General features: G+C 72.2%; 21 protein-coding genes and 1 tRNA gene. 12 read left to right on the top strand and 10 right to left on the bottom strand.

The genetic code is table 11. From position 1 onward, the window contains the following. The first annotated feature begins 42 nt into the window (after window positions 1-42). The 4 genes from J0I43_RS01515 to J0I43_RS01500 are packed head-to-tail and all read left to right on the top strand — an operon-like array spanning window position 43 to window position 2764. On the top strand, window positions 43-972 hold the full coding sequence (locus J0I43_RS01515) for a hypothetical protein (RefSeq protein WP_292857907.1): 930 nt from the start codon (window positions 43-45) through the stop codon (window positions 970-972). Between the two features lie 5 nt (window positions 973-977). Then, complete coding sequence (locus J0I43_RS01510) at window positions 978-1160, top strand: hypothetical protein (RefSeq protein ID WP_292857904.1); 183 nt, start codon at window positions 978-980, stop codon at window positions 1158-1160. A gap of 9 nt (window positions 1161-1169) precedes the next feature. Continuing rightward, entirely contained in the window at window positions 1170-1391 is a 222-nt protein-coding gene (locus J0I43_RS01505) for an SCO4848 family membrane protein (protein WP_292857901.1), read from the top strand. 26 nt (window positions 1392-1417) lie between these two features. Continuing rightward, on the top strand, window positions 1418-2764 hold the full coding sequence (locus J0I43_RS01500) for a phosphotransferase (RefSeq protein WP_292857898.1): 1347 nt from the start codon (window positions 1418-1420) through the stop codon (window positions 2762-2764). A 3-nt stretch (window positions 2765-2767) separates the two neighbouring features. On the opposite strand, the gene J0I43_RS01495 is transcribed toward J0I43_RS01500, so the two are convergent. Beyond that, the gene (locus J0I43_RS01495) at window positions 2768-4039 is read right to left on the bottom strand and encodes a CDP-glycerol glycerophosphotransferase family protein (RefSeq protein ID WP_292857895.1); all 1272 of its coding nucleotides are present in this window, start codon (window positions 4037-4039) and stop codon (window positions 2768-2770) included. A 91-nt stretch (window positions 4040-4130) separates the two neighbouring features. Between J0I43_RS01495 and J0I43_RS01490 the strand changes: the two genes are divergently transcribed. Continuing rightward, window positions 4131-5249 carry a glycosyltransferase family 2 protein gene (locus J0I43_RS01490; RefSeq protein WP_292857892.1) on the top strand — a complete coding sequence of 373 codons (1119 nt, stop codon included), beginning with the start codon at window positions 4131-4133 and terminating at the stop codon, window positions 5247-5249. Window positions 5250-5261: 12 nt separating this feature from the next. Here the strand turns inward: J0I43_RS01490 and J0I43_RS01485 are convergent, their stop codons facing one another. From J0I43_RS01485 to J0I43_RS01475, 3 genes are read right to left on the bottom strand one after another with little or no spacing between them, the layout of a single operon-like run. Further along, a complete protein-coding gene (locus J0I43_RS01485; protein ID WP_292857889.1) occupies window positions 5262-6728 on the bottom strand; it encodes a CDP-glycerol glycerophosphotransferase family protein in 1467 nt (488 codons plus the stop codon). Continuing rightward, entirely contained in the window at window positions 6725-7984 is a 1260-nt protein-coding gene (locus tag J0I43_RS01480) for a CDP-glycerol glycerophosphotransferase family protein (protein WP_292857886.1), read from the bottom strand. Before J0I43_RS01480 ends, J0I43_RS01485 begins: the two co-directional genes overlap by 4 nt. Before the next feature lie 50 nt (window positions 7985-8034). Continuing rightward, on the bottom strand, window positions 8035-9702 hold the full coding sequence (locus J0I43_RS01475) for a trypsin-like peptidase domain-containing protein (protein WP_292857883.1): 1668 nt from the start codon (window positions 9700-9702) through the stop codon (window positions 8035-8037). A 100-nt stretch (window positions 9703-9802) separates the two neighbouring features. Between J0I43_RS01475 and J0I43_RS01470 the strand changes: the two genes are divergently transcribed. After that, a complete protein-coding gene (locus J0I43_RS01470; RefSeq protein ID WP_292857880.1) occupies window positions 9803-11008 on the top strand; it encodes an aminotransferase class I/II-fold pyridoxal phosphate-dependent enzyme in 1206 nt (401 codons plus the stop codon). A gap of 44 nt (window positions 11009-11052) precedes the next feature. Here the strand turns inward: J0I43_RS01470 and J0I43_RS01465 are convergent, their stop codons facing one another. Together J0I43_RS01465 and J0I43_RS01460 are read right to left on the bottom strand one after the other, a co-directional pair. Beyond that, a complete protein-coding gene (locus J0I43_RS01465; protein ID WP_292857877.1) occupies window positions 11053-11895 on the bottom strand; it encodes a carbon-nitrogen hydrolase family protein in 843 nt (280 codons plus the stop codon). After that, entirely contained in the window at window positions 11892-12419 is a 528-nt protein-coding gene (locus J0I43_RS01460; protein ID WP_292857874.1) for a DUF6328 family protein, read from the bottom strand. Before J0I43_RS01460 ends, J0I43_RS01465 begins: the two co-directional genes overlap by 4 nt. Before the next feature lie 89 nt (window positions 12420-12508). Between J0I43_RS01460 and J0I43_RS01455 the strand changes: the two genes are divergently transcribed. Together J0I43_RS01455 and J0I43_RS01450 are read left to right on the top strand one after the other, a co-directional pair. Then, a tRNA-Met gene (locus J0I43_RS01455) sits at window positions 12509-12582 on the top strand. Window positions 12583-12711: 129 nt separating this feature from the next. Further along, window positions 12712-13542: a hypothetical protein gene (locus J0I43_RS01450; protein ID WP_292857871.1), complete on the top strand. Its 831-nt coding sequence runs from the start codon at window positions 12712-12714 to the stop codon at window positions 13540-13542. On the opposite strand, the gene J0I43_RS01445 is transcribed toward J0I43_RS01450, so the two are convergent. The 4 genes from J0I43_RS01445 to J0I43_RS01430 all read right to left on the bottom strand — a co-directional run bounded on the left by J0I43_RS01445 (window position 13543) and on the right by J0I43_RS01430 (window position 15620). Continuing rightward, the gene (locus J0I43_RS01445; RefSeq protein WP_292857868.1) at window positions 13543-13983 is read right to left on the bottom strand and encodes a hypothetical protein; all 441 of its coding nucleotides are present in this window, start codon (window positions 13981-13983) and stop codon (window positions 13543-13545) included. A gap of 104 nt (window positions 13984-14087) precedes the next feature. Next, entirely contained in the window at window positions 14088-14651 is a 564-nt protein-coding gene (locus J0I43_RS01440; RefSeq protein ID WP_292857865.1) for a TetR/AcrR family transcriptional regulator, read from the bottom strand. A gap of 60 nt (window positions 14652-14711) precedes the next feature. Then, window positions 14712-15119 carry a hypothetical protein gene (locus J0I43_RS01435; protein WP_292857862.1) on the bottom strand — a complete coding sequence of 136 codons (408 nt, stop codon included), beginning with the start codon at window positions 15117-15119 and terminating at the stop codon, window positions 14712-14714. A 48-nt stretch (window positions 15120-15167) separates the two neighbouring features. Then, window positions 15168-15620, bottom strand: coding sequence for a MarR family transcriptional regulator (locus J0I43_RS01430; protein ID WP_292857859.1), 453 nt, complete (start codon window positions 15618-15620; stop codon window positions 15168-15170). A 96-nt stretch (window positions 15621-15716) separates the two neighbouring features. Here J0I43_RS01430 and idi point away from each other — a divergent pair, with 96 nt between their 5' ends. The 4 genes from idi to crtI are packed head-to-tail and all read left to right on the top strand — an operon-like array spanning window position 15717 to window position 19814. Then, window positions 15717-16280, top strand: coding sequence for an isopentenyl-diphosphate Delta-isomerase (idi, locus tag J0I43_RS01425; RefSeq protein WP_292859030.1), 564 nt, complete (start codon window positions 15717-15719; stop codon window positions 16278-16280). Further along, window positions 16277-17332, top strand: a complete 1056-nt coding sequence (locus J0I43_RS01420; protein ID WP_292857856.1) for a polyprenyl synthetase family protein — start codon at window positions 16277-16279, stop codon at window positions 17330-17332. Before idi ends, J0I43_RS01420 begins: the two co-directional genes overlap by 4 nt. Further along, window positions 17329-18195: a phytoene/squalene synthase family protein gene (locus J0I43_RS01415; RefSeq protein WP_292857853.1), complete on the top strand. Its 867-nt coding sequence runs from the start codon at window positions 17329-17331 to the stop codon at window positions 18193-18195. The genes J0I43_RS01420 and J0I43_RS01415 overlap by 4 nt, the downstream gene beginning before the upstream one ends. A 23-nt stretch (window positions 18196-18218) precedes the next feature. Next, window positions 18219-19814 carry a phytoene desaturase family protein gene (gene crtI, locus J0I43_RS01410; protein WP_292859027.1) on the top strand — a complete coding sequence of 532 codons (1596 nt, stop codon included), beginning with the start codon at window positions 18219-18221 and terminating at the stop codon, window positions 19812-19814.

Raw genomic sequence — 19814 nt, 5'->3', positions numbered from 1 at the left:
TCCTCCCCTGCGCCGGCGACGGCGCTTACGATCGAGGGTGACATGGCCAAGGTCCACCGCATCCACTCGATGCCCGACGACGCCCCCTGGGATGGCGGGCTGCCACCGCCCGGTTCAGCGGAGCACCCGCGCACGATCCGGGCGCTCGACGGCGTCCTGCGCGTGCAGCGCCCCGCCGTCGTCGCGCATCTGCGCAGCATCCGCCTCCGGCATCCGGATGCCACGACGGCGGAGATCGTGCGGATGTTGGAGCGTCGCTACCTCGCGGCGGTGACGACGGGTGGCGCCGCCGTCGGTGCGACCGCCGTCGTACCGGGCATCGGCACGGGAGTGACGTTGGCGCTCTCGGGCGTCGAGACGCTCGGCTTCCTGGATGCCACGGCACTGTTCGCACAATCACTCGCCGAGCTGCACGGCATCCCGGTGGACAATCCCGATCGGGCGCGCGCGCTCGTCCTCACCCTCATGCTCGGCAAGGAGGGCGTCGATCTCGTCGGCCAGCTCGGACAGCAGCTCGCCGGGAAGGGCGTGCCGCGCTCGGCATATTGGGGGGAGCTCATCACGAAGTCGCTCCCCCGGGCCGCCGTCGGGCCGCTGGTGGACCGGCTGAAGTCCGCGTTCGTGCGACAGTTCGCGGCGCGGGGCAGCGCATCCGTCCTCGGCAAGGCGCTGCCGTTCGGAATCGGCGCGGCGGTCGGCGGCACGGGCAATCACCTGCTGGGCCGCCGGGTCGTCGTCGGATCACGACGCGCGTTCGGCGTCCCGCCCCAACAGTACCCGCCCGAGCTCGAACCGCGCCCCGGCGCCGCGACGATGGAGGCGACCGCGTTCGGCGTCGTCCGTCGCGCGGGCGCGTCGATCGGAACCTCGATCGGCGCAGGGACGCGACGCGTCGCCGGTGCCGTGACGCGCGCTCCGCGGCCGCGCCGCGACCGCCACCCCGACGACCCCCGCCCCGACGGCGCAGAATAGGGTGCATGGGAATCTTCCAGAGCCGCCCCGAAGAGCCGTCGGAGTGGGCGGGTCTGCCCGCCGAGCCGTGGGAGGAGCGCACCCCCGGTGAAGTCCTCCCGCCTGCGTCCGAAGTCACGATCGACCCCTTCGGGCTCACCGGGGTCGGCAGCATCGAGATCCCGCTGGCTCCGCAGTCGGACGCGTAGGCTCGAGGGGTGATCGCGCTCCTTTCCGCCCTGCTCCTGGTCAACGCCGCGTACAACGTCGTCGTCTGGCCGCGGTTCTACGCGCGCGTCTCGCGCGACGCCCGCGCCCGCGACGAGCAGGGCCGCCCCACGCGCTTCCTCGTCGTGCACGCCGTGCTGATCGGCGTCGCGCTGCTCCTGGCCGCCGTGTCGGCGATCGTCGCGATCATCGCGCTCACCACGGGGGCGTGAGCGCGCCGAGGGACTACTCTCGACGCATGTCATCGGCGCACGCTCTGCTCGAGCTCCTGGAGGAGTGGCTTCCGCAGCAGCGCTGGTACTCCGCGGGCCCGGTGCCGCCGCGGCTGCGCCTCCTCGCCGACATCCCGCTCGCCGGGCAAGACGACGCGCGCGACGTGGATGTCGCCGATGCCGCGGATGTCGGGGATATCGCGGTGCACGTCTACGCCGTCGCCGACGACGCGCCATCGCGGGCGCTGGTGTACCAGGTCCCCGTCGTCGTCCGCGGCGGGCCGTCGACCGCGGACGCCGTCGTCATCGGGACGCTGCCCGACGGCCGCATCGTCACCGACGGCCCCTTCGACTCCGCCTACACCGGCGTGCTCGGACGCGCCGTGGGCATCGATGCGGAGGGAGTCCGCGCGGAGGTCCTCCGCGGAGAGCAGTCGAACACCTCGGTGATCTACTCGCGCCCGTCGGCGGCGCCCGTCATCTGCAAGGTCTACCGTCGCCTCGACGAGGGGACGAATCCGGACATCGAACTGCAGTGCACGCTCGCGGCGGCCGGATCGCCGCATGTGCCGGCGGCGGTCGGCTCGTGGGACGGCACCTGGACGAGCCCGGACGACGACGGACGCACGGCGTCCGGCCCCCTCGCCTTCGCGCAGGAGTTCCTCCCGGGTGTGGAGGACGCGTGGCGCGTCGCGCTGCGCGCCGCGGCTGCAGGCGAGAGCTTCCAGGATGAGGCCGACGCCCTGGGCCGCGCCACCGCCGACGTCCACCTCGACCTCGCGCGTCTGTTTCCCGCCCCGGACGCCGACCCCGACGCGCGCGCCGCCATCGCGGGTGCGTGGCACCGGCGGCTCGCGATCGCTCTCGACGAGGTTCCGGCGCTCCGCCCGCATCGTGATCGGATCGCCGCACGCTACGACGCCGCGGCATCCGCCCCGTGGCCTCCGCTGCAGCGCATCCACGGCGACTACCACCTGGGGCAGGTCCTGCACGCGCCCGGGCGCGGCTGGGTGCTGCTCGACTTCGAGGGCGAGCCGATGCGGCCGATGAGCGAGCGGCGGGCGCCCGACCTCGCGCTCCGCGACATCGCCGGCATGCTCCGATCGTTCGACTACGTCGCCGGCGCCCTCGTCCAGGAGCGCGCGGCCGCGGGAGGGGGTGCGGATTCCCGGGCGGTGAACGCGTGGGCCGCGCACGCGCGCGCGGCGTTCCTCGCGGGGTACGGGGCCACTGCGGGATCGGAGCCACTCGGCGCTCTCCTCGATGCGCTCGAGCTCGACAAGGCCGTCTACGAGGCCATCTACGAGGCGCGATATCGCCCCGCGTGGCTCGCCATACCGCTCCGCGCGATCGAGCGCCTCGTCGGCGAGTGAGCCTCAGTCGTCGTCGGCCTCGTCGTCATCCGGCTCGTCCGCCACGTCCTCGGTTGACGCGCCATGCCACGCATCCCATCGAGCCATGAGGGTGCCGATCGCCGCTTCGAAGCGGGCGGTCGCCGCTCCCGGCGCCGTGTCCCCGAAGTAGTGGTGCACCCAGCGCGCGAGCGCGCGCGACGCGTCGGGGTCGGAGAGCACCCGATCGGCCTCGTCGAGGAAGTGCTCGGATGCCGCGGCGCTCAGCCACTCGGCATCCGACAGGTACCCGTGTGTGTCGACGAGCGCCTCCGGATCGACCGGGCGGGTCACGAGGAGCGGGCGGTCCGCCGCGAGGCGGTCGTAGACCATCGCGGAGATGTCGACGACGGCGAGATCGGCTGCGGCGAGCTGCCAGCCGAGGTCGGGCCCGTCGTCGTAGACGTGAGACGCCGCGCCGTCGGCGGCGTTGGCGGCGGCGATCGCGGCGATGATGCGCTGATTCGCGGCGCCGTACTCGGGGTCCACGACCCCCGAACGCGGGTGCGGACGATAGAGGAGGCGGTGCGTCGGCGAAGCGAGCACGGCGGCGGCGAGCGCCTCCCCATGCGTGCGCACGGACCCGTAGTGGGCCGAGGGACGATCGCCTTCCCACGTCGGAGCGTAGAGCACGACGGTGCGCTCGTCGGGGGTGTACGGGAGCGTGCCCGAGTAGTAGTCGGCCTGCGGCCGGCCGACCTCGATCGTGCGCGCGTCGAGGTCGTAGTCCCACAGCACGCGGCGGAGGCGCTCGCGGGCGGCGTCCCCCGCGATCAGGGCATAGTCATACGCCTTGAACTGGTTCGTCGTCATGTACATCTTGTCGGACTCGCCGTGATTGATGAACACGTGCCAGCGTCGCCCGTAGCGGAACATCTGGAAGTTCCGGGTGTTCTGGTTGACGTACAGCACGACCCGGATGTCGTGCTCGGCGACGGCCTCTTCGAGGTCGCGCACGGTGGGTACGTACACGACGGGCAGCTCACCGTCGCGCAGCAGCATGCGCGCTCCGGTGGCGTTGCGCGCGAGGACGACGACGGGCCACGTGCGCGCAAGATGCGCGAGCGGCTTGTACCACTGGCGCATCTGGTACATGTTGACCTCGCCGTCGGCGAAGTACACCGCGACCGGGAATCGCCCGGGGTCGACGGGCCCCTGCCGGAGGAGCGCAGCGCGCACGTCTCGGACGGCGGTGCGAGCACGGAGAGCCCGCCGGGCGAGGGCGAACCCCTTGCGCGCGTCGGAGAGGATTCCCATCCGCCCAGCCTAGACGGGCACTCAGCCCGGCTCCGCGGTCCGCGTCTGCGGCCCGGCTCCGCGGTCCGTGACGGCATGACATGATCGACGGATGCACGACGTCGCCCCCGGAGCGCACGCCCACGGCGGCCCGCGCACACCGCGCGACGCCCCCGTCCCGCCGCCCGGCGCCGGGGTGAGCTTCGTCATGCCCGTCCTCAACGAGGAACGCTACCTGCGCACCGCGGTGGCCAGCGTCCTGCAGCAGGAGGTCGACGGGCCGGCGGAGCTGATCCTCGCGCTCGGACCGTCGACGGATGCCACGGACGCGATCGCGCGCGAACTCGCTGCCGCGGATCCGCGCATCCGCCTCATCCCGAACCCGGCCGCCGACATCCCCGTCGCGCTGAACCTCGCCGTCGCGGCATCCCGCCACCCGACGATCGTCCGAGTCGACGCGCACTCGGCGCTCGAACCGGGCTACGTCCGCCAGGCGATGACGACCCTCGCGCGCGAGCGCGCCGCCAACGTCGGCGGAGTGATGCGCGCCGAAGGGCGCACGCCGTTCCAGCGCGCTGTCGCACGCGCGTACAACTCCCGCATCGGCCTCGGCGGCGGTGCCTACCATTCGGGCGGAGCCGCGGGCCCCGCCGAATCCGCGTATCTCGGCGTCCTCCGGCGGGCCGTGCTCGGCGACGTGGGCGGCTTCGACGAATCCATCCGCCGCGGCGAGGACTGGGAGCTGAACCTGCGCATCCGGCGCGCGGGATATCGCGTGTGGTTCGATCCGGCGCTCGCCGTGACGTATTGGCCGCGCGAGAGATGGACGAGCCTCGTGCGCCAATTCCGCTCGACCGGCACCTGGCGCGGCGAGCTCGTGCGCCGCTACGGGCGGCGCAACTCGGTGCGGTTCTTCGCGCCGCCCGCCCTCGTCGCCCTCACGGTGCTCGCCCTCGTCGTCGCCGTGCTGCAGCTCACCGGCATCCTGTCCGGCATCGCGGCCGCCCTGGCATCCGTCGTCTATCTCCCGCTCGTCGCCTACATCGTGCTCGTCGCGCTGTACGCCGCGAGCGCGCACGCGGGGCCGGGCTGGCGTGAACGGCTGTGGGCACTCGTCGTGATCCCGTCGATGCACTTGGCGTGGGGGGCCGGATTCCTCGTGGGCGCGGCGCGCGGCGCGCGGGAGAACATCGACACGTCCAGGCTCAGCCGCAACACGCCGCTGCCCTAGCGGCGCGCGTTCTCACGCGCGATCGATGTAGCCCTGATCCAGGATGCGCGCGACGACCCGCTCGGCGGCATGCCCGTCATCGCGCGCGTTGAAGCGCTCGCGCCACCGCCGGTAGCGATCGGCGTACCCCGCCGGAACCTCCGCGAGCCCGCCGGCGACGAGCGCGTCGGTCAACTGCGCCTGCGTCGTCGACAGGGGGCCGGGCGCGTGCGCAGCGAGGTCGAAGTAGAACCCGCGCAGATCCTCGCGATAGTGCTCGAGGTCGGGCGTGAAGAAGAAGATCGGCTTCCCGGTGGCGGTGAAATCGAACATCACCGACGAGTAGTCCGTGACGAGAGCGTCGGCAGCGAGCAGGAGGTCAGAGACATCGGGGTAGGCCGTGACATCCACGACGCGCGAACCGCGGATGTCACTGCCGGGCACGAGCGTGCGCGAATGACCGCGCACGAGGACGACTGCCCCCGTCTCCGCCGCGAGGCGCTCCAGATCGAGATGGTCGACGATCTCGTCGCGATCGTCTCGCCAGGTCGGCGCGTACAGGATGACGCGCTCGTCGCGCGCGATCCCGAGCCCCGCGCGCACGGCGCCCGACGACCCCGAGACGAGCGCGTCGTTGCGCGGGTATCCCTCGACCCAGACGGGGCGCCCCCGGAAGGCGTAGGCCTTCCGGAGGATCCGCTCGCCGTACGAGTTCTGCGCGAGCAGGACGTCCCAGCGCCGGCTCTCGCGGATGACGGCTGCCATCCGGCGGGGGTCGAATCCCGGGCGATGCAGCGCGAGGCGCTTGAGCGCCGTGCCGTGCCACGTCTGCAGGACGACCTGACCGCGGCGGCGGGCGTACCGGCGGCGCAGCCAGTCGTTGACCACCAGAAGGCGAGCGCTCCCCCGCGCACGCCACCACTGCGGGCTGCCCTCGACGACCGGGACCGCTCCGTCCGGCACCTCGACGGAGAGGTCGACGACGCTCCAGTACCGGGTCACCCCCGGCGCGACGCGCGCGATCTCGCGGTCGATCGCGCGCGGGTTGCAGCTCGCATTGCGGCCGTAGAAGCTCTCGAAGAACACCGCGTTCTCGAGCCCCTGCGGGCGCATCGCGTAGCGACGTTCGAGCGCGTCCTGACCTTCGCCGGACTCGTAGGCGGGGTCGATCGGCGGCCGCACCCGGAGCGTGCCGTCCGCCAGTGCGACGCGCATCGTCGCGGTCATCGTGTCGGCGATCATCGCATCGATCTCGACGCGATCGCCTCCGGCATCCACCACCTCCACCGCGTATGCACCGCTCGGCAGCGGCAGGGGCGCCCGCGACCAGCGCGCCGCCTCGAGCGGCAGCCGCGCCGTCCACGTCGTGCCGCGCCCCGTCAGCCGCGCGTCCACCTGCGCGCGGCGACCCACGAGCCGGGCGTGCGCCGGGCGCGGACCGGTCCCCGCGAGCACGAGCGTCGGGACGGCGGTGTCGTCGATGCGTGCCGTGATCGTCATGGTGCTCTCTCCGGTGCGGGTGCGGCGGGCAACAGGCCGCGGATGACACGGTAGACCCTCGCCGTGCTGCCGCCGTCGCGGAAGGCGTGCACGCGCGCGCTCAGCGCTCGCGCGTGGTGCACTCGGCTCGCGCGCTCCTCCGGATCGGTGAGGACGGCGCGCAGGGCGCGCGCGACGGCCACCCAGTCGCGGGCGGGATCGTCGCCGGCGACCTCCGCATAGGTGCCGTAGAAGCCGCGCGATGCCGTGTACGCGGCGAGATCGGGGGCGAAGAACACGGTCGGCAGCTCGGCGAGGCCCGCGTCGAAGGCGAGCGAGGAATAGTCCGTCACCAGGACGTCGAGTCCGGGCAGGAGCGGGGTGATGTCGGCGACGACGTCGCTGCCGAGCATCCGCACCCGGGGACCGCGGAGGGCCGCGTAGTCGCCCGCGCCGAGGTGGTGCGAACGGATCAGCAGAACGGTGTCCGTCTCGTCGAGGAGCTCCCGAAGGGCCTCCGCGTCGGCCGCGCCCGGCAGTGCGGGATCCGCGCCGCCGTCCCGCCACGTGGGTGCGTACAGCACGAGGCGCGTGTCGGAGGCGAAAGGACCGACGACGGCGTCGAGCGCGGCACGGGCGCTCCCCCGTCGATCCCGGTCGGAGCCTGCGCACAGCACGTCGGTGCGCGGCTCGCCCGTCACCGGAACGCGCACGGTGTCGAGGCCGAACGCCGACTCCAGGCGCCCCCGGACGAGCTCGGACGCAGCTGGAAGGACGCGGATGCGGCTCTGGGTCTGCCGGTACAGCGCGCGCAGCATCCGAGCCGTCGTCCGCCGCGCGAACGGCAGCGGGCTGGCGGTGGTGACCTCGGCATCCAGGCCGATGCGCTTCAACGGGATGCCGTGCCAGAGCTGCACGACGACGCCGCCGATCGCCGTGTACCGGTTGACGTCGCCGAAGCCGTGCGTCACGACGATGACGGCGGCGCGGGCGGTCAGCCGGAATCCGCGCCACGACGACTTGGAGACGGACGGGATGCCGCGCTCGCGCGCGAGGGCCGCCTCGGCGTCCGTTCCCGTGAGCCAGACCGCGCGCTCCCCGTGCGCCGCGGCCTCACGCCACAGCGCCCACGCGCCGTCCGCGAGACCGACGGCGGAGCCGAAGACCCAGAGGTCGGAGGAACGCGGCACGAGGAGGGTCGTGACGCGCCCGACGAGATACAGCGGGATGCGCAGGAGCTTCCCGGCGTTGCCGGCGCCGAACGAGAAGGACGCCATCCCGCGAGCCTATCGCGGGGTGGCGTCCTTCTTCCGGAGTGGGAACCGGGTTACTGCGTGAGAGTGCCGAGCGTGACCTTGGCGGTCGCCGTCTTTCCGTCGCGGATGTAGACGATGTCTGCGGTGCTGCCGGCGGCGAGCGCGCGCACCTGCGCGGTGAGGTCGGTCGCGTCCGTGATCGGGAAGCCGTTGAAGCTCGTCACGACGTCACCCTTCTTCAGTCCCGCGCTCGCGGCGGCGCCGCCCGCGGTGGCCTCGCTGATGTACGCGCCCGACGTGGTCGCGCCGTCCTGATCGGCAGCGTTGCCCACCATCGCGCCCAGCAGCCCATGCGTGGCCGTGCCGTCCGCGATGAGCTCGTCGCTGATGCGCTTGACGATCGTCGACGGGATGGAGAAGCCGACGCCGATCGAGCCCGACTGTCCGGACGAGCTGGAGCCGCCCGCCGAGGCGATCGCGACGTTGATGCCGACGAGCTCGCCCGCGCTGTTCACGAGCGCACCGCCCGAGTTGCCCGGGTTGATCGCCGCGTCGGTCTGGACGACCGCGATCGAGATCGATCCGGTGGCCGACTGCTGCTGACCCTGCCCGAAGTCGAACTGGAACGGCGAGTCGCCCTCGCCCTGACCGGGGCTCTGCTCCTGCTGGTCGCCACTGTCGGGTGCCGCCGACGAGGCGATCTGGATCGAGCGGTTGAGCGCGGACACGATGCCCGTCGTCACGGTGTTCGACAGGCCCAGCGGCGCACCGACGGCGACCGTCTGGTCGCCGACGTTGAGCTTGCTGGAGTCGCCGAACGTGATCGGGGTGAGGCCGGAGGCATCCTCGAGCTTGATGACCGCGAGGTCGTACGTCGGGTCGGTGCCCACGACCGTGGCCTGGTACACCTTGCCGTCGGAGGTCGTCACCGTGAGCTTCGCGTCGGCCGTCTCGCCGTCGAGGGTGACGACGTGCGTGTTGGTGACGACGTAGCCGTCCGCGGTGAGGATGACGCCGGAGCCCGTGCCGCCCGAGGAACCGGACGTCGCCGAGATCGTCACCACCGAGGGGACGACCTTCGCGGCGATCGCCGTGGTCTGGTTCACCGAGTCGGTGTTGTTGACCGTCACGTTCTGGGGCGTCGCGGTCACGACGGTCTGCGACTGCGGGAAGATCGAGGCGCCGGCCGCGGCGCCGCCGATACCGGCCGCGCCGCCGACGAGGGCGGCGGCGACCATGATGCCGACGATCTTGCCCGCGCCGACCTTGGCTCCGGGGGTCGGCGGTGCGCCCGTGGCCGCGCCGACGGGCTGCGGCTCGGTCGCCGTCGCCGTCGCCGCACCGTACGGGGTGGTGCCGTAGGCGTGGGCGCCGTACGCGGGAGCGGCGTACCCGGGGGCGCCGTAGGGCGTCGTGGGCTGCGTCGGGTTGGCCTGCGGCGGCGTGTACGGCTGCTGCCCGGCATACGCGCCGAACGCGTTCGGGGCGCCGTGCGCGGCGTGTGCCGCCTGTGCGCCGTGCCCGGTCTGCGCTGCCTGCGCGGTCTGGTGCGCCGCCTGCGGGGGCGTCGGCTGTGCCGGCGCGGCCTGCTGTGCGGGCGGCGTCGGCTGATCCGGGGCGGCCTGCGGCGCCGGGGCGGATGCCGCGTCGGCGGCGGGCTGTGCGGGCACCGGCGGGCGCTCGGCGTTCGCGGCATTCTGCGGCTGTGCGTCGTTCGAGGTGGGGGCGTTGTCGCTCATCAGTGGTTCCTTCTTCCCAAGACACCCTCAGCATGGCGCGGCATTCTGTGTGTTGGTTATGCCGTGACCCCCACGAGCCTATGCATGTAGCGTGTGCGGGATGCGAGAGATTCCCGGCGCGTGGCGCCGCACCGCGACGGGCGCGGGCCTGCTCGGTCCGGACGGCTCCCCGGCCCCGACGATCTTCGCCGAGATGACGGCGCTCGCGACCCGCACGGGCGCCATCAACCTCGGCCAGGGCTTCCCCGATGAAGACGGCCCGGCGGAGGTGCTGGATGCCGCGATCGCAGCCATCGCGGTCGGCGCGAACCAGTACGCGCCCGGCCGCGGCGTCCCGGCGCTCCTCGATGCCATCGCCGCGCACCAGCGGCGCTGGTACGGTCTCGAGCCCGATCCGGAGCGCGACGTCCTCGTGACGGCGGGTGCGACCGAGGCGCTCGCGGCGACGATCCTCGCACTCGTCGAAGGCTCCGACGACGAGATCGTCGTCTTCGAGCCCTACTACGACGCCTACGCCGCGTGCGCGGCGCTCGCCGGCGCGCGGCTCGTCCCGGTGCCGCTGCGCTTCCCGGACTTCCAGCCCGACCTCGGCGACCTCGCGCGCGCGGTCACCGACCACACCCGTCTCATCCTCGTCAACGACCCGCACAATCCGACGGGCGCCGTCTTCACGGCGGAGGTGCGCGCCGAGATCGTGCGGCTGGCGCACCGCCACGACGCGATCATCGTGACCGACGAGGTGTACGAGCACCTCGTCTTCGACGGCCCGCACGTGCCGATCGCGACGTTGCCCGGCGCCGCCGAACGCACCCTGTCGATCTCGTCGGCGGGGAAGACCTTCTCCACGACGGGGTGGAAGATCGGCTGGATCACGGGGCCGGGCGACCTCGTCGATGCCGTGCTCGCCGTCAAGCAGTTCCTCACCTACACGAACGGCACGCCCTTCCAGAGCGCGATCGCCACCGGGCTCGGGCTGCCGGACGCGTTCTTCACGAGCATCGCGCAGACGCTCCGCGGCAAGCGTGACCTGCTGGGTGCGGGGCTCCGCGCGGCCGGGCTGCCGGTCTCGACGCCCGCCGGCTCGTACTTCACCGTCGCCGACGCGACACCTTTCCTCGCCGCCGGCGAGGATGCCGCGGACTTCTGCCGCCGCCTTCCCGGGCGGGCCGGCGTCGTCGGCATCCCGCTCACGGCGTTCGTCTCGCGGGAGCATCGCGGCGCGTACGCGAGCCTCGTCCGGTTCGCGGCCTGCAAGCGGGTGGAGGTCATCGCCGAGGCATCCGAGCGCCTGCGCGCACTCGCGTGATGCGCGTGTCGTGACGCCTTCGGGGGTTCGATGACCCGCGCGGCTCAGTCCGGGAGCTGTTCCGTGGCGACGACGCGGAAGCGTCGGAGCGACAGCGCCGGGTTGACGCGCCGCACCCGCTCGACGCTGCTTCGGTCGACGAACGCGACGGCGACGTCGGTCGCCGTGCCGACGCCCGCGATCTCGACGCCCTGCGGGTCGACCACGATCGAAGACCCGACGCCCAAGGGCGGCGGGTGGTCGGCGCCCGCGACATAGAGCGTGTTCTCGATCGCGCGCGCGTGCAGGAGCGTCCGCCAGTGGTGCTCCTTGAGCGGCCCCCGCACCCACTCGGCCGCCGTGAGGACGACGTCCGCGCCGGCGTCGGCGAGCGTGCGCGCCACCTCGGGGAAGCGCAGGTCGTAGCAGGTCATGAGGGCGAACCGGATGCCGCGGTGCACGAAGGTCTCCGGGTCCCCGATCTCCCCCGGGGCGATCCAATCGGATTCGCGCTGGCCGAACGCGTCGTACAGGTGGAGCTTCCGCGACGTGGCGCGGACCCCGCTCGCATCCACCGCGATGACCGCGTTCCGCACGCGGCCCTCCGATGCGCTCTCCAGAAGACCCGCGACGATGAGGAGGTCGTGGGCGGCGGCGAGGGCACGCAGGGCCTCCGTGAACGGGCCGCCGACCGGCTCAGCGTGGGCCGCGAGAGTGTCGTCGAACGGGTCGACGAAGTAGCTCGCGTACTCGGGGAACAGGACGACCTCGGCCCCGCGTGCACGGGCCCGAGCGACGAGGTCCGCGATCACCACGAGGTTGGCGGCCGTGTCGGCGGTCGGAGCGAACTGGGCGACGGCGACGCCGACGGCGGCATCCACCGCATCCGCGCTCATCGAGGTGGTCATCGCGCAGCACCGTCCTTCCGGAGCACGAGCGGGATCGCGAGCCAGAGCACGAGGACCGCAACGCCCGCCCCGCCCGCCGCGATCCAGGCCGCGACGCCGCCGACGACGACCTCGAAGATGAACGCGACGACGCCGACGAGTAGGAACGACACCGTCACGAGGGCCGTGACGAGCGCGGCGTGACCGTAGGCCACCACGATGCGCTTCTCGCGACGGGCGAAGAGCATACGGTGCAGCGCGACCGGAGCGAGCGCGACGATCGCGCTCACGACGGCCATGACGACGAGGAACAGGTACAGCAGCCGCTCGCCCTCGTCGAGCGCCGCGAACGCGGGCTGGAACGCGACGGCGAGCAGGAAGCCGGTGAGGATCTGCGTGCCCGTCTGCAGCACGCGGAGCTCCTGGAGCAGTTCGCTCCAGTTCCGGTCGGCGCGCTCATTGGGAGTCTCGTCGCGCCCGTCGATCCGGTCGTCTCCGACGCGCTCGTCACGGCCGGACGGCGGATACGGGGTCGCGGAGGTCACGGCTTCATCCTCCCGCGCCGCTCCGGACCCCTGCAACGTGCCCTTGCGTCCACGAGCGCCCGAAACCCGTGTTAGGCTCTTATCTGTGCCGCGGGGTGGAGCAGCTCGGTAGCTCGCTGGGCTCATAACCCAGAGGTCGCAGGTTCAAATCCTGTCCCCGCAACGAATGAAAGCCCCTCGCAGAAATGCGGGGGGCTTTCGTGCGTCTCCCCGGGACGAGTCGGGACGTCTGCACCGACGACATCGCCGTCGGTATGCTGGATGCCTTCCGCTCGCCCGAGGAGGTCTCGCCGTGCCCCTTCGCTCTGCACCCCGCGCCGGCGCCTCGACTCGGGCCCGCATCGCGATCGCTTCCACCGCGCTCGCGACCATCGGCATCACCCTTGCGGCCGCGGCGCCCGCATCCGCCGCGCCGGCCGAGTGGCCCGATCCCGTGCTGCTGTTGCCCGTGACCAACGCCGCCACGGCCCCCGTGCTCACCTCGGCCCTCGGCGCGCTCGGCGCCAACGAGCCCGTGCGCGGGCAGACCGTCGTCGTCGACTACGCGCTGCAGAGCTCCGACCTGCTCGCCGGCACCGCGGCCTTCGACCTCGCGCTGCCGCCCGGCGTGAGCGTCGATCCGCATCTCACCGCGGTGACAGCGGACGGAGGCATCCAGGTGTCTTCCGACTGCGAGGTCGGCGCGCCCGTGCAGTCGATCGTCGCCCCACCGGCGGGCACGACCGAGATCGCAGTGGGCTGCATCATCCCGTTCGCCCAACCGACCGGCGGAACGGAGATGGGATTCCGGCTGGGTCTCGCCTTCGACGAGAGCGCGCCGACACTCGTCACCGTGTCGCTGTTCGGTGCGGACAGCGGCACGCCGCACTTCGAGGGCCTCGACATCCTGCTGCACACGCCCTCCATCGGGCAGGAGCCGACGGATGCGGCGACCCCGCCCGCGCTCGTCGACTCCGGATCGGCGAGCGAGGGCACTGCGTCACCCGCACCCACATTGGCGGCCACCGGATCGACGGGCGGGGACGCGACAGTGCCGATCGCGGTCGCGGCACTCTGCATCGGTGCGGCGCTCGTGATCGCGGGCAGCGCCCGCCGCAGGCTGGGGCGACCCGAGGGCCGCTGATCAGCTCTCGACGCCGGACTGCAACCGCGAGATCTCCGCGCGTGCCGCCGCGACCAGCTCGGCGTTGGTGTGAGCGTGGCCCCACAGACCCCATCCACCCTCTGGCGCCTCGGTCAGGAGCACCCAGGTGCGCTCCTTCAGCGCGTCGTCACCCGCGGCGGAGGCGACGATCCCGGTGAGTCTCTCGACCACCGCCACCTGCTTCTCTCGGTCGAGCGCGCCGGCGTTGGTCAGCACCTGGACGCGCACGTAGTCACTCTCGCCGTCCACGTTCGCCAGCGCACCGGCGGGAAGCTCGTGCACGAACGCGGCCGTGTTCTTCCGGAACATCGGGATGTTCGGCACCTGCTCGACCTCCATCACCGCAGCCGCCAGCTTCGTGGCCAGCCCCTGGGGATCCGCGAACGTTCCTGACACGGCGTACACATCGATCATCGGCATGGCTTCACGGGTCCTCTCGTCGAATAGGCGTGCGTCTGCACGACTATGACGCTCATCATATGACGTCCGTCATAGTAGACGACTTGAAACGGCGAAATCGCGCGCTACACCGAGAGCACAGCGCTGCGGATGACCCCGTCGACCGCGTCGAAGACGGCGAGAGAATGTTGGGCTCGACCGAGCAGCACGGCGCCTTCATAGGACGCCAACAGGAACCGGGCCTGCTCAGCGCAGCGCCCCTCCGGCATTCCTGCCGAACGCAGGATGTCGGCCAGCTCCTCCTCCCACTGCCGGAACGCCTCCGCGGCCAGCTCTCGCAGCTCCTGCTTGTCCGCACCGACGGACACGGCCATGATCGCGCACGCGCCAGTGCAGTCGGTGTACTCGAGGATGCCGCGCCAGCTCGCGGCGAACGCTGCGAGCACTCCCGGCAGATCGAGACCGCGCATCCCCTCGAGCGTCCGAATTGCGCCCTCCAACGTTCGACGGACCGCGGCCTCCACGAGCTCATCCTTGCCGCCCGGGAAGTGATGATAGATCGACCCACGCGGCGCTTCCGAGGCGGCGAGCACCTCCGACAACGAGGTCGCCGCGTACCCCCGAGTGGACAGCAGCGACACCATCCCCCGTGTCATCCGCTGCCGAACGGACGCTTCCGCTTCTCCCATGGGTCGAGCGTATCCGGAGCGGCGCGGAAGACTCGCGGGATTCACGGACGCACCACGAGATCAGCCGAGAGGGTTGTCGTATCCGGTGTATCCGTATCTCCCGAGAATCACGACCTGTCCGAAGAGCAGGACTCCCGCGTAGATCGCGAGGGGGATCGAGAACCACAGCGCCGGCATCGACAGAACGCACAGCGCGAGTGCGACGCCCGGAAGCAGGACCCAACGGATCCACGTCCACCCGCTCGACCGCCTCCGCCGCAACGTGACGGCGGAAACCGCGACGACGATCGCGTACAGCACGGTCGGCGCGATGTACGGAGCCGGATCGAGGTGGTCGAGCCGCGCGCCCGTCGGTCGAAGCACGGCGGGCAGAACGGCGAGGAAATTCGCCGCGAACAACACGATGAACAGAACGACGCTGATGTTGCTCAGCGGCTCACGAACCCGAACCCGGTTGCTCTTCGACACATCCCTCATTGTGCCGAGCTTTCTCCGCGGCGGCATTTCGGAAACAGGTCACTCCTCGAGGGCCGTGCCGACGCCGTCCAGGAAGCGGATGACGGCGCGCAGCTCGTCCTCGTCGAAATCCGCCATGGCGGTGCGCATCCGCCGCATGCGGTGTCCGAAGTGCGCGAAGAACTCTTGCCGTGCGAGGTCGGTGAGCACGACGATCCGCGACCGCCCGTCGTGCGGGTGCGGCCGGCGTTCGACATGCCCGCGCTCGGAGAGACGGTCGAGGAGCTTCGTCGTCGACGCCGTGGAGATCGAGAGGTGCCGGGCGATCTCATGGGGTGACACCCACTCGCCGCGGCGTTCGCGGACGATGAGCATGCGGAGCGCGGCGACATCCGTCGCGTTCATGTCCATGTCGTCCCGCACTCCCCCGTGCATGCGGTCCATGGACTCGGTGAAGGCGCGCACCGCCTCCATCGCCTCCAGCACGAGTTCATCCCGGGGTGTCTGGGGCATCCATCGTTCGCTCACGTGTGGACACCTCCCTCCCTCCCAGGTAGTATCGCTGAAAATCGCTAGATAAACTAGCAAGTAGGAGAGATCGTGTCCCCCATCGACGCCGCGAGCGACCTCGTCGTCCTGCTCGACGAGGAAGGGCGGCCGATCGGGACGGCTCCGAAAGCCACCGTCCACGGAGCCGATACGCCGCTTCATCTGGCTTTCTCGTGCCACGTCTTCGACGCGTACGGGCGCGTCCTCGTCACACGCCGTGCGCTCGCCAAGAAGACCTGGCCGGGCGTGTGGACCAACTCGTTCTGCGGGCATCCCCGGCCCGGAGAGAACGTCGTCGACGCCCTCCGCCGGCACGCGGCGCACGAGCTCGGCCTGACGCTGGACACCATCGAGACGGTCCTCCCGCATTTCCGGTACCGGGCGACGGATGCCGGGGGCACCGTCGAGAACGAGATCTGCCCCGTCTTCATCGCGCACACGGCCGACGACCCGCAGCCGAACCTCGCGGAGGTCGCCGAGTTCGCCTGGGTCGAGCCGCAGCGGCTCGGCACCGCACTGCAGGCGACGCCGTGGGCGTTCAGCCCCTGGCTGGTGCTGCAGGCCGAGCAGCTGCGCGCCTACGATCCCGCCCCGGCCGAGGCCGCCGCGGGAGGCTCGTCGTGATCGCGATCGACGAAGCGGACCGCGCCCGCGTGGACGCAGCGATCGGCGCCGCCCTCGAGCGCCTCACGCGGCGCAGCGCCCCTCTCGGCGACGGCCCGGGAGCCCTCGCCGACGCGGCCGCCGCGGCCGGCGCCGATGGCAAGCGGCTCCGACCGGCGCTCGTCGTCGCCGCCTTCCGCGCCTTCGGCGGCGATCCCGACCCGGCGCTCTGGGACGTCGCCGCGGCGTTCGAGCTGCTCCACACCGGCTTCGTCGTCCACGACGACCTCATCGACCGCGACCTCGAACGGCGGGGGGCGCCGAACGTCGCGGGGCGCTTCCGGACGCGGGCACGGGCGCTCGGTGCGACCGCGGACGACGCGGCGACCGTCGGCGACGCAGCCGCCGTCCTCGCGGGTGACCTGCTCCTGTTCGAAGCGACGCGCCTCATCGCCACGGCGGAGATCCCGGGGGATGTACGGGCGCGTCTGTTCGCCGTCCTCGACGACGCGATCCTCGTCTCCGCCGCCGGCGAGCTGGCGGACGTCGAGAACGCCGCGCGCGCCGACGTCCCGGACACCGACGAGCTGCTGGGAGCGGCGCACGACAAGACCGCGGTGTACTCGTTCGAGGCGCCGCTCGTGGCGGGGGCGATCCTCGCCGGCGCATCGCCCGCGGCGCAGCGCGACCTCGCGGCTGCCGCCGCGGATCTCGGGCTCGCGTTCCAGCTCGTCGACGACCTCATCGGCACGTTCGGGTCGCGCCGACAGGCCGGACGCGACCCGGGGGCCGACCTCCGCGAAGCGAAGCGCACACCGCTCATCGGCCTCGCCCGCCGCTCCGGTTCCTGGCCGGAGGTCAGCTCGGCCCTCGCGGTCGCGCACACCGGGCCCATCGCGGTACGCCGCGCGCAGCGCGAGCTCGAGCGCAGCGGTGCGCGCGAGGACCTCGTGGCCCTCATCCACGAGGGACTCCGCCGCGCCCGTATCCGCGCCGCGTCGCCGGACGTCCCGGACGACGCCGCCGCCCTCCTCGCCGACATCGCCGCCGCGATCGAACGGCGCATCCCGTGACGGGGCTCACGCCGTACGATCGCTGCGCGCAGGATGCCGCGGCATCCGTCATCGCGTCGTACTCGACGTCCTTCGCCCTCGCGACGCGCCTTCTCGGGCCGCGCGTGCGCACGCACGTGCGGAGCGTGTACGCGCTCGTGCGCGTCGCCGACGAGATCGTCGACGGGGCCGCCGCACGGAAGGGCGTCTCGCCGGAGGCCCAGCGGGCCCTCCTGGACGCGTTCGAAGCCGAGACGCACGCCGCCGTCGAGCGACGGTTCAGCACCGATCTCGTCATCCATGCGTTCGCCCTCGCCGCGGCCGAGTGCGGCATCGGGGCAGACCTCACGCGCCCGTTCTTCGCGTCGATGCGCACCGATCTCGAGCGCACCCGCCACGATGCGACCTCGCACGAGGAATACGTCTACGGTTCGGCGGAGGTTGTCGGACTCATGTGCCTCCAGGTCTTCGTGAACGCGGGACGCGCCTTCCCCGTCGACCCGGATCCCGGACTCGTCGAGGGCGCCCGTCGCCTCGGCGCAGCGTTCCAGGACGTCAACTTCCTCCGTGACCTCGCCGACGACCGCGGTCGCCTCGGTCGCGACTACCTCGGCATCGGCGAGGGCGGCACGGACGAGAGGGCGACTCGCGCTGCCGTGCTCGCCCGCATCGATGCCGACCTCGACGTCGCGGCGACCGCGATCAGCGGCCTCCCCGCCGACTGCCGTCGCGCCGTCACGACCGCGCACGGACTGTTCGCCGAACTCGCTCACCGTCTGCGGGAGGATGCCGGCGACGTCCGCGTGTCGGTCCCGACGCCCGTCAAGGCGACGATCGCCGCGAAGGCGTTCGCTGGTGTGCCCCCGCGCCGGAGTGGCACGTGAGCGGCGGCCGTGGCCGCCGCGGGATGCGCGCGCCCGGCACCGCGGCGATCGTCGGCGGCGGGATCGCGGGGCTCGCGACGGCGGCGCTCCTCGCCCGAGACGGCTGGGCCGTCACGCTCTTCGAGGCGCGCGATCAGCTCGGCGGGCGCGCCGGCAGCTGGGAGGCGGACGGCTTCCGGTTCGACACGGGCCCCAGCTGGTACCTCATGCCCGAGGTGTTCGAGCACTTCTTCCGCCTGCTCGGTACGAGCGCCGACGCCGAGCTCGACCTCGTGACCCTCGAGCCCGCCTACCGCGTCTACCCCGAGCCGGATGCCGATGATGCGCCTGCCGTCGCCGATGTCGGTGCACGCAGCACTCCCATCGACGTGCACAGCGGCCGAGCCCGCGCCCGCGCGCTCTTCGAAGAGCGCGAGCCCGGTGCCGGCACCCGCCTCGACGCGTACCTCGACTCCGCGCGGAGCGCCTACGATCTGGCCGTCGACCGCTTCCTCTACGACTCGTACGCGTCCTACGGGGGGCTCGCCGATCCGGCGGTCACGACGCAGCTGCCTCGGCTCGTTCCCCTGCTGACCCGCTCCCTCGAGGACCACGTCGCACGTTCGTTCTCCGATCCCGTGCTGCGGCAGATCCTCGGCTACCCCGCGGTGTTCCTGGGTGCCTCCCCCGACACCGCCCCGGCGCTCTACCACCTCATGAGCCACCTCGACCTCGACGACGGCGTGCGCTACCCGCGCGGCGGATTCACCGCCCTCATCGCGGCGATCGCGCGACTCGCCCGCGCCCAGGGGGCGACGCTCGAGACGAACGCACCGGTCGAACGGATCCTCGTCGCGGGGGGCCGCGCCCGCGGCGTCCGTCTCGCCGATGGAACCGAGCACCGCGCCGATCTCGTCGTCTCGACCGCCGACCTCCACCACACCGAGCATGCACTGCTGCCCGCCGCACAGCGCTCGTACTCCGACCGCTGGTGGGACAGGCGTAACCCGGGCCCGGGGGCGCTCCTCCTCCTCCTCGGCGTCGACGGCGCGCTCCCGCAGCTCGCACACCACACGCTCCTGTTCGCCCGGGACTGGGAGCGCAACTTCGCCGACGTCTTCGGGTCGCCGGGACGTATTCCCGATCCGGCATCCATCTACATCTGCCGACCGTCGGCCACCGATGACGCCGTCGCGCCGTCGGGCGCAGAGAACCTGTTCGTCCTCGTCCCGATGGCGGCCGCCCCCGAACTCGGGCACGGAGGCATCGACGGCGCGGGGGACGAGGCGATCGAGCGCGCCGCAGACCGCATCATCGCGCAGATCGCCCAGTGGTGCGGCATCGACGACCTCGCCGCGCGGGTCCGGGTGCGCCGCACGATCGCTCCGGCCGACTTCGAACGAGACCTCGGCGCCTGGCGAGGCGGGGCACTGGGGCTGGCGCACACGCTCCGCCAGAGCGCCGTGTTCCGGCCTCGAGGGGCCTCCGCAAAGGTCGACGACCTCCTCTATGCGGGCACGTCGGTCCTCCCCGGCATCGGACTCCCGATGTGCCTCATCTCCGCCGAGCTCGTCACCAAACGCCTGCGCGGCGAACACGGCCCCGCACGACGGGCCGAACCCGCGCAGATCGGATCCTGA

Source organism: Microbacterium sp. (assembly GCF_017305435.1).
Lineage (GTDB): Bacteria > Actinomycetota > Actinomycetes > Actinomycetales > Microbacteriaceae > Microbacterium.
This window is presented reverse-complemented; position numbering and strand designations above follow the sequence as displayed.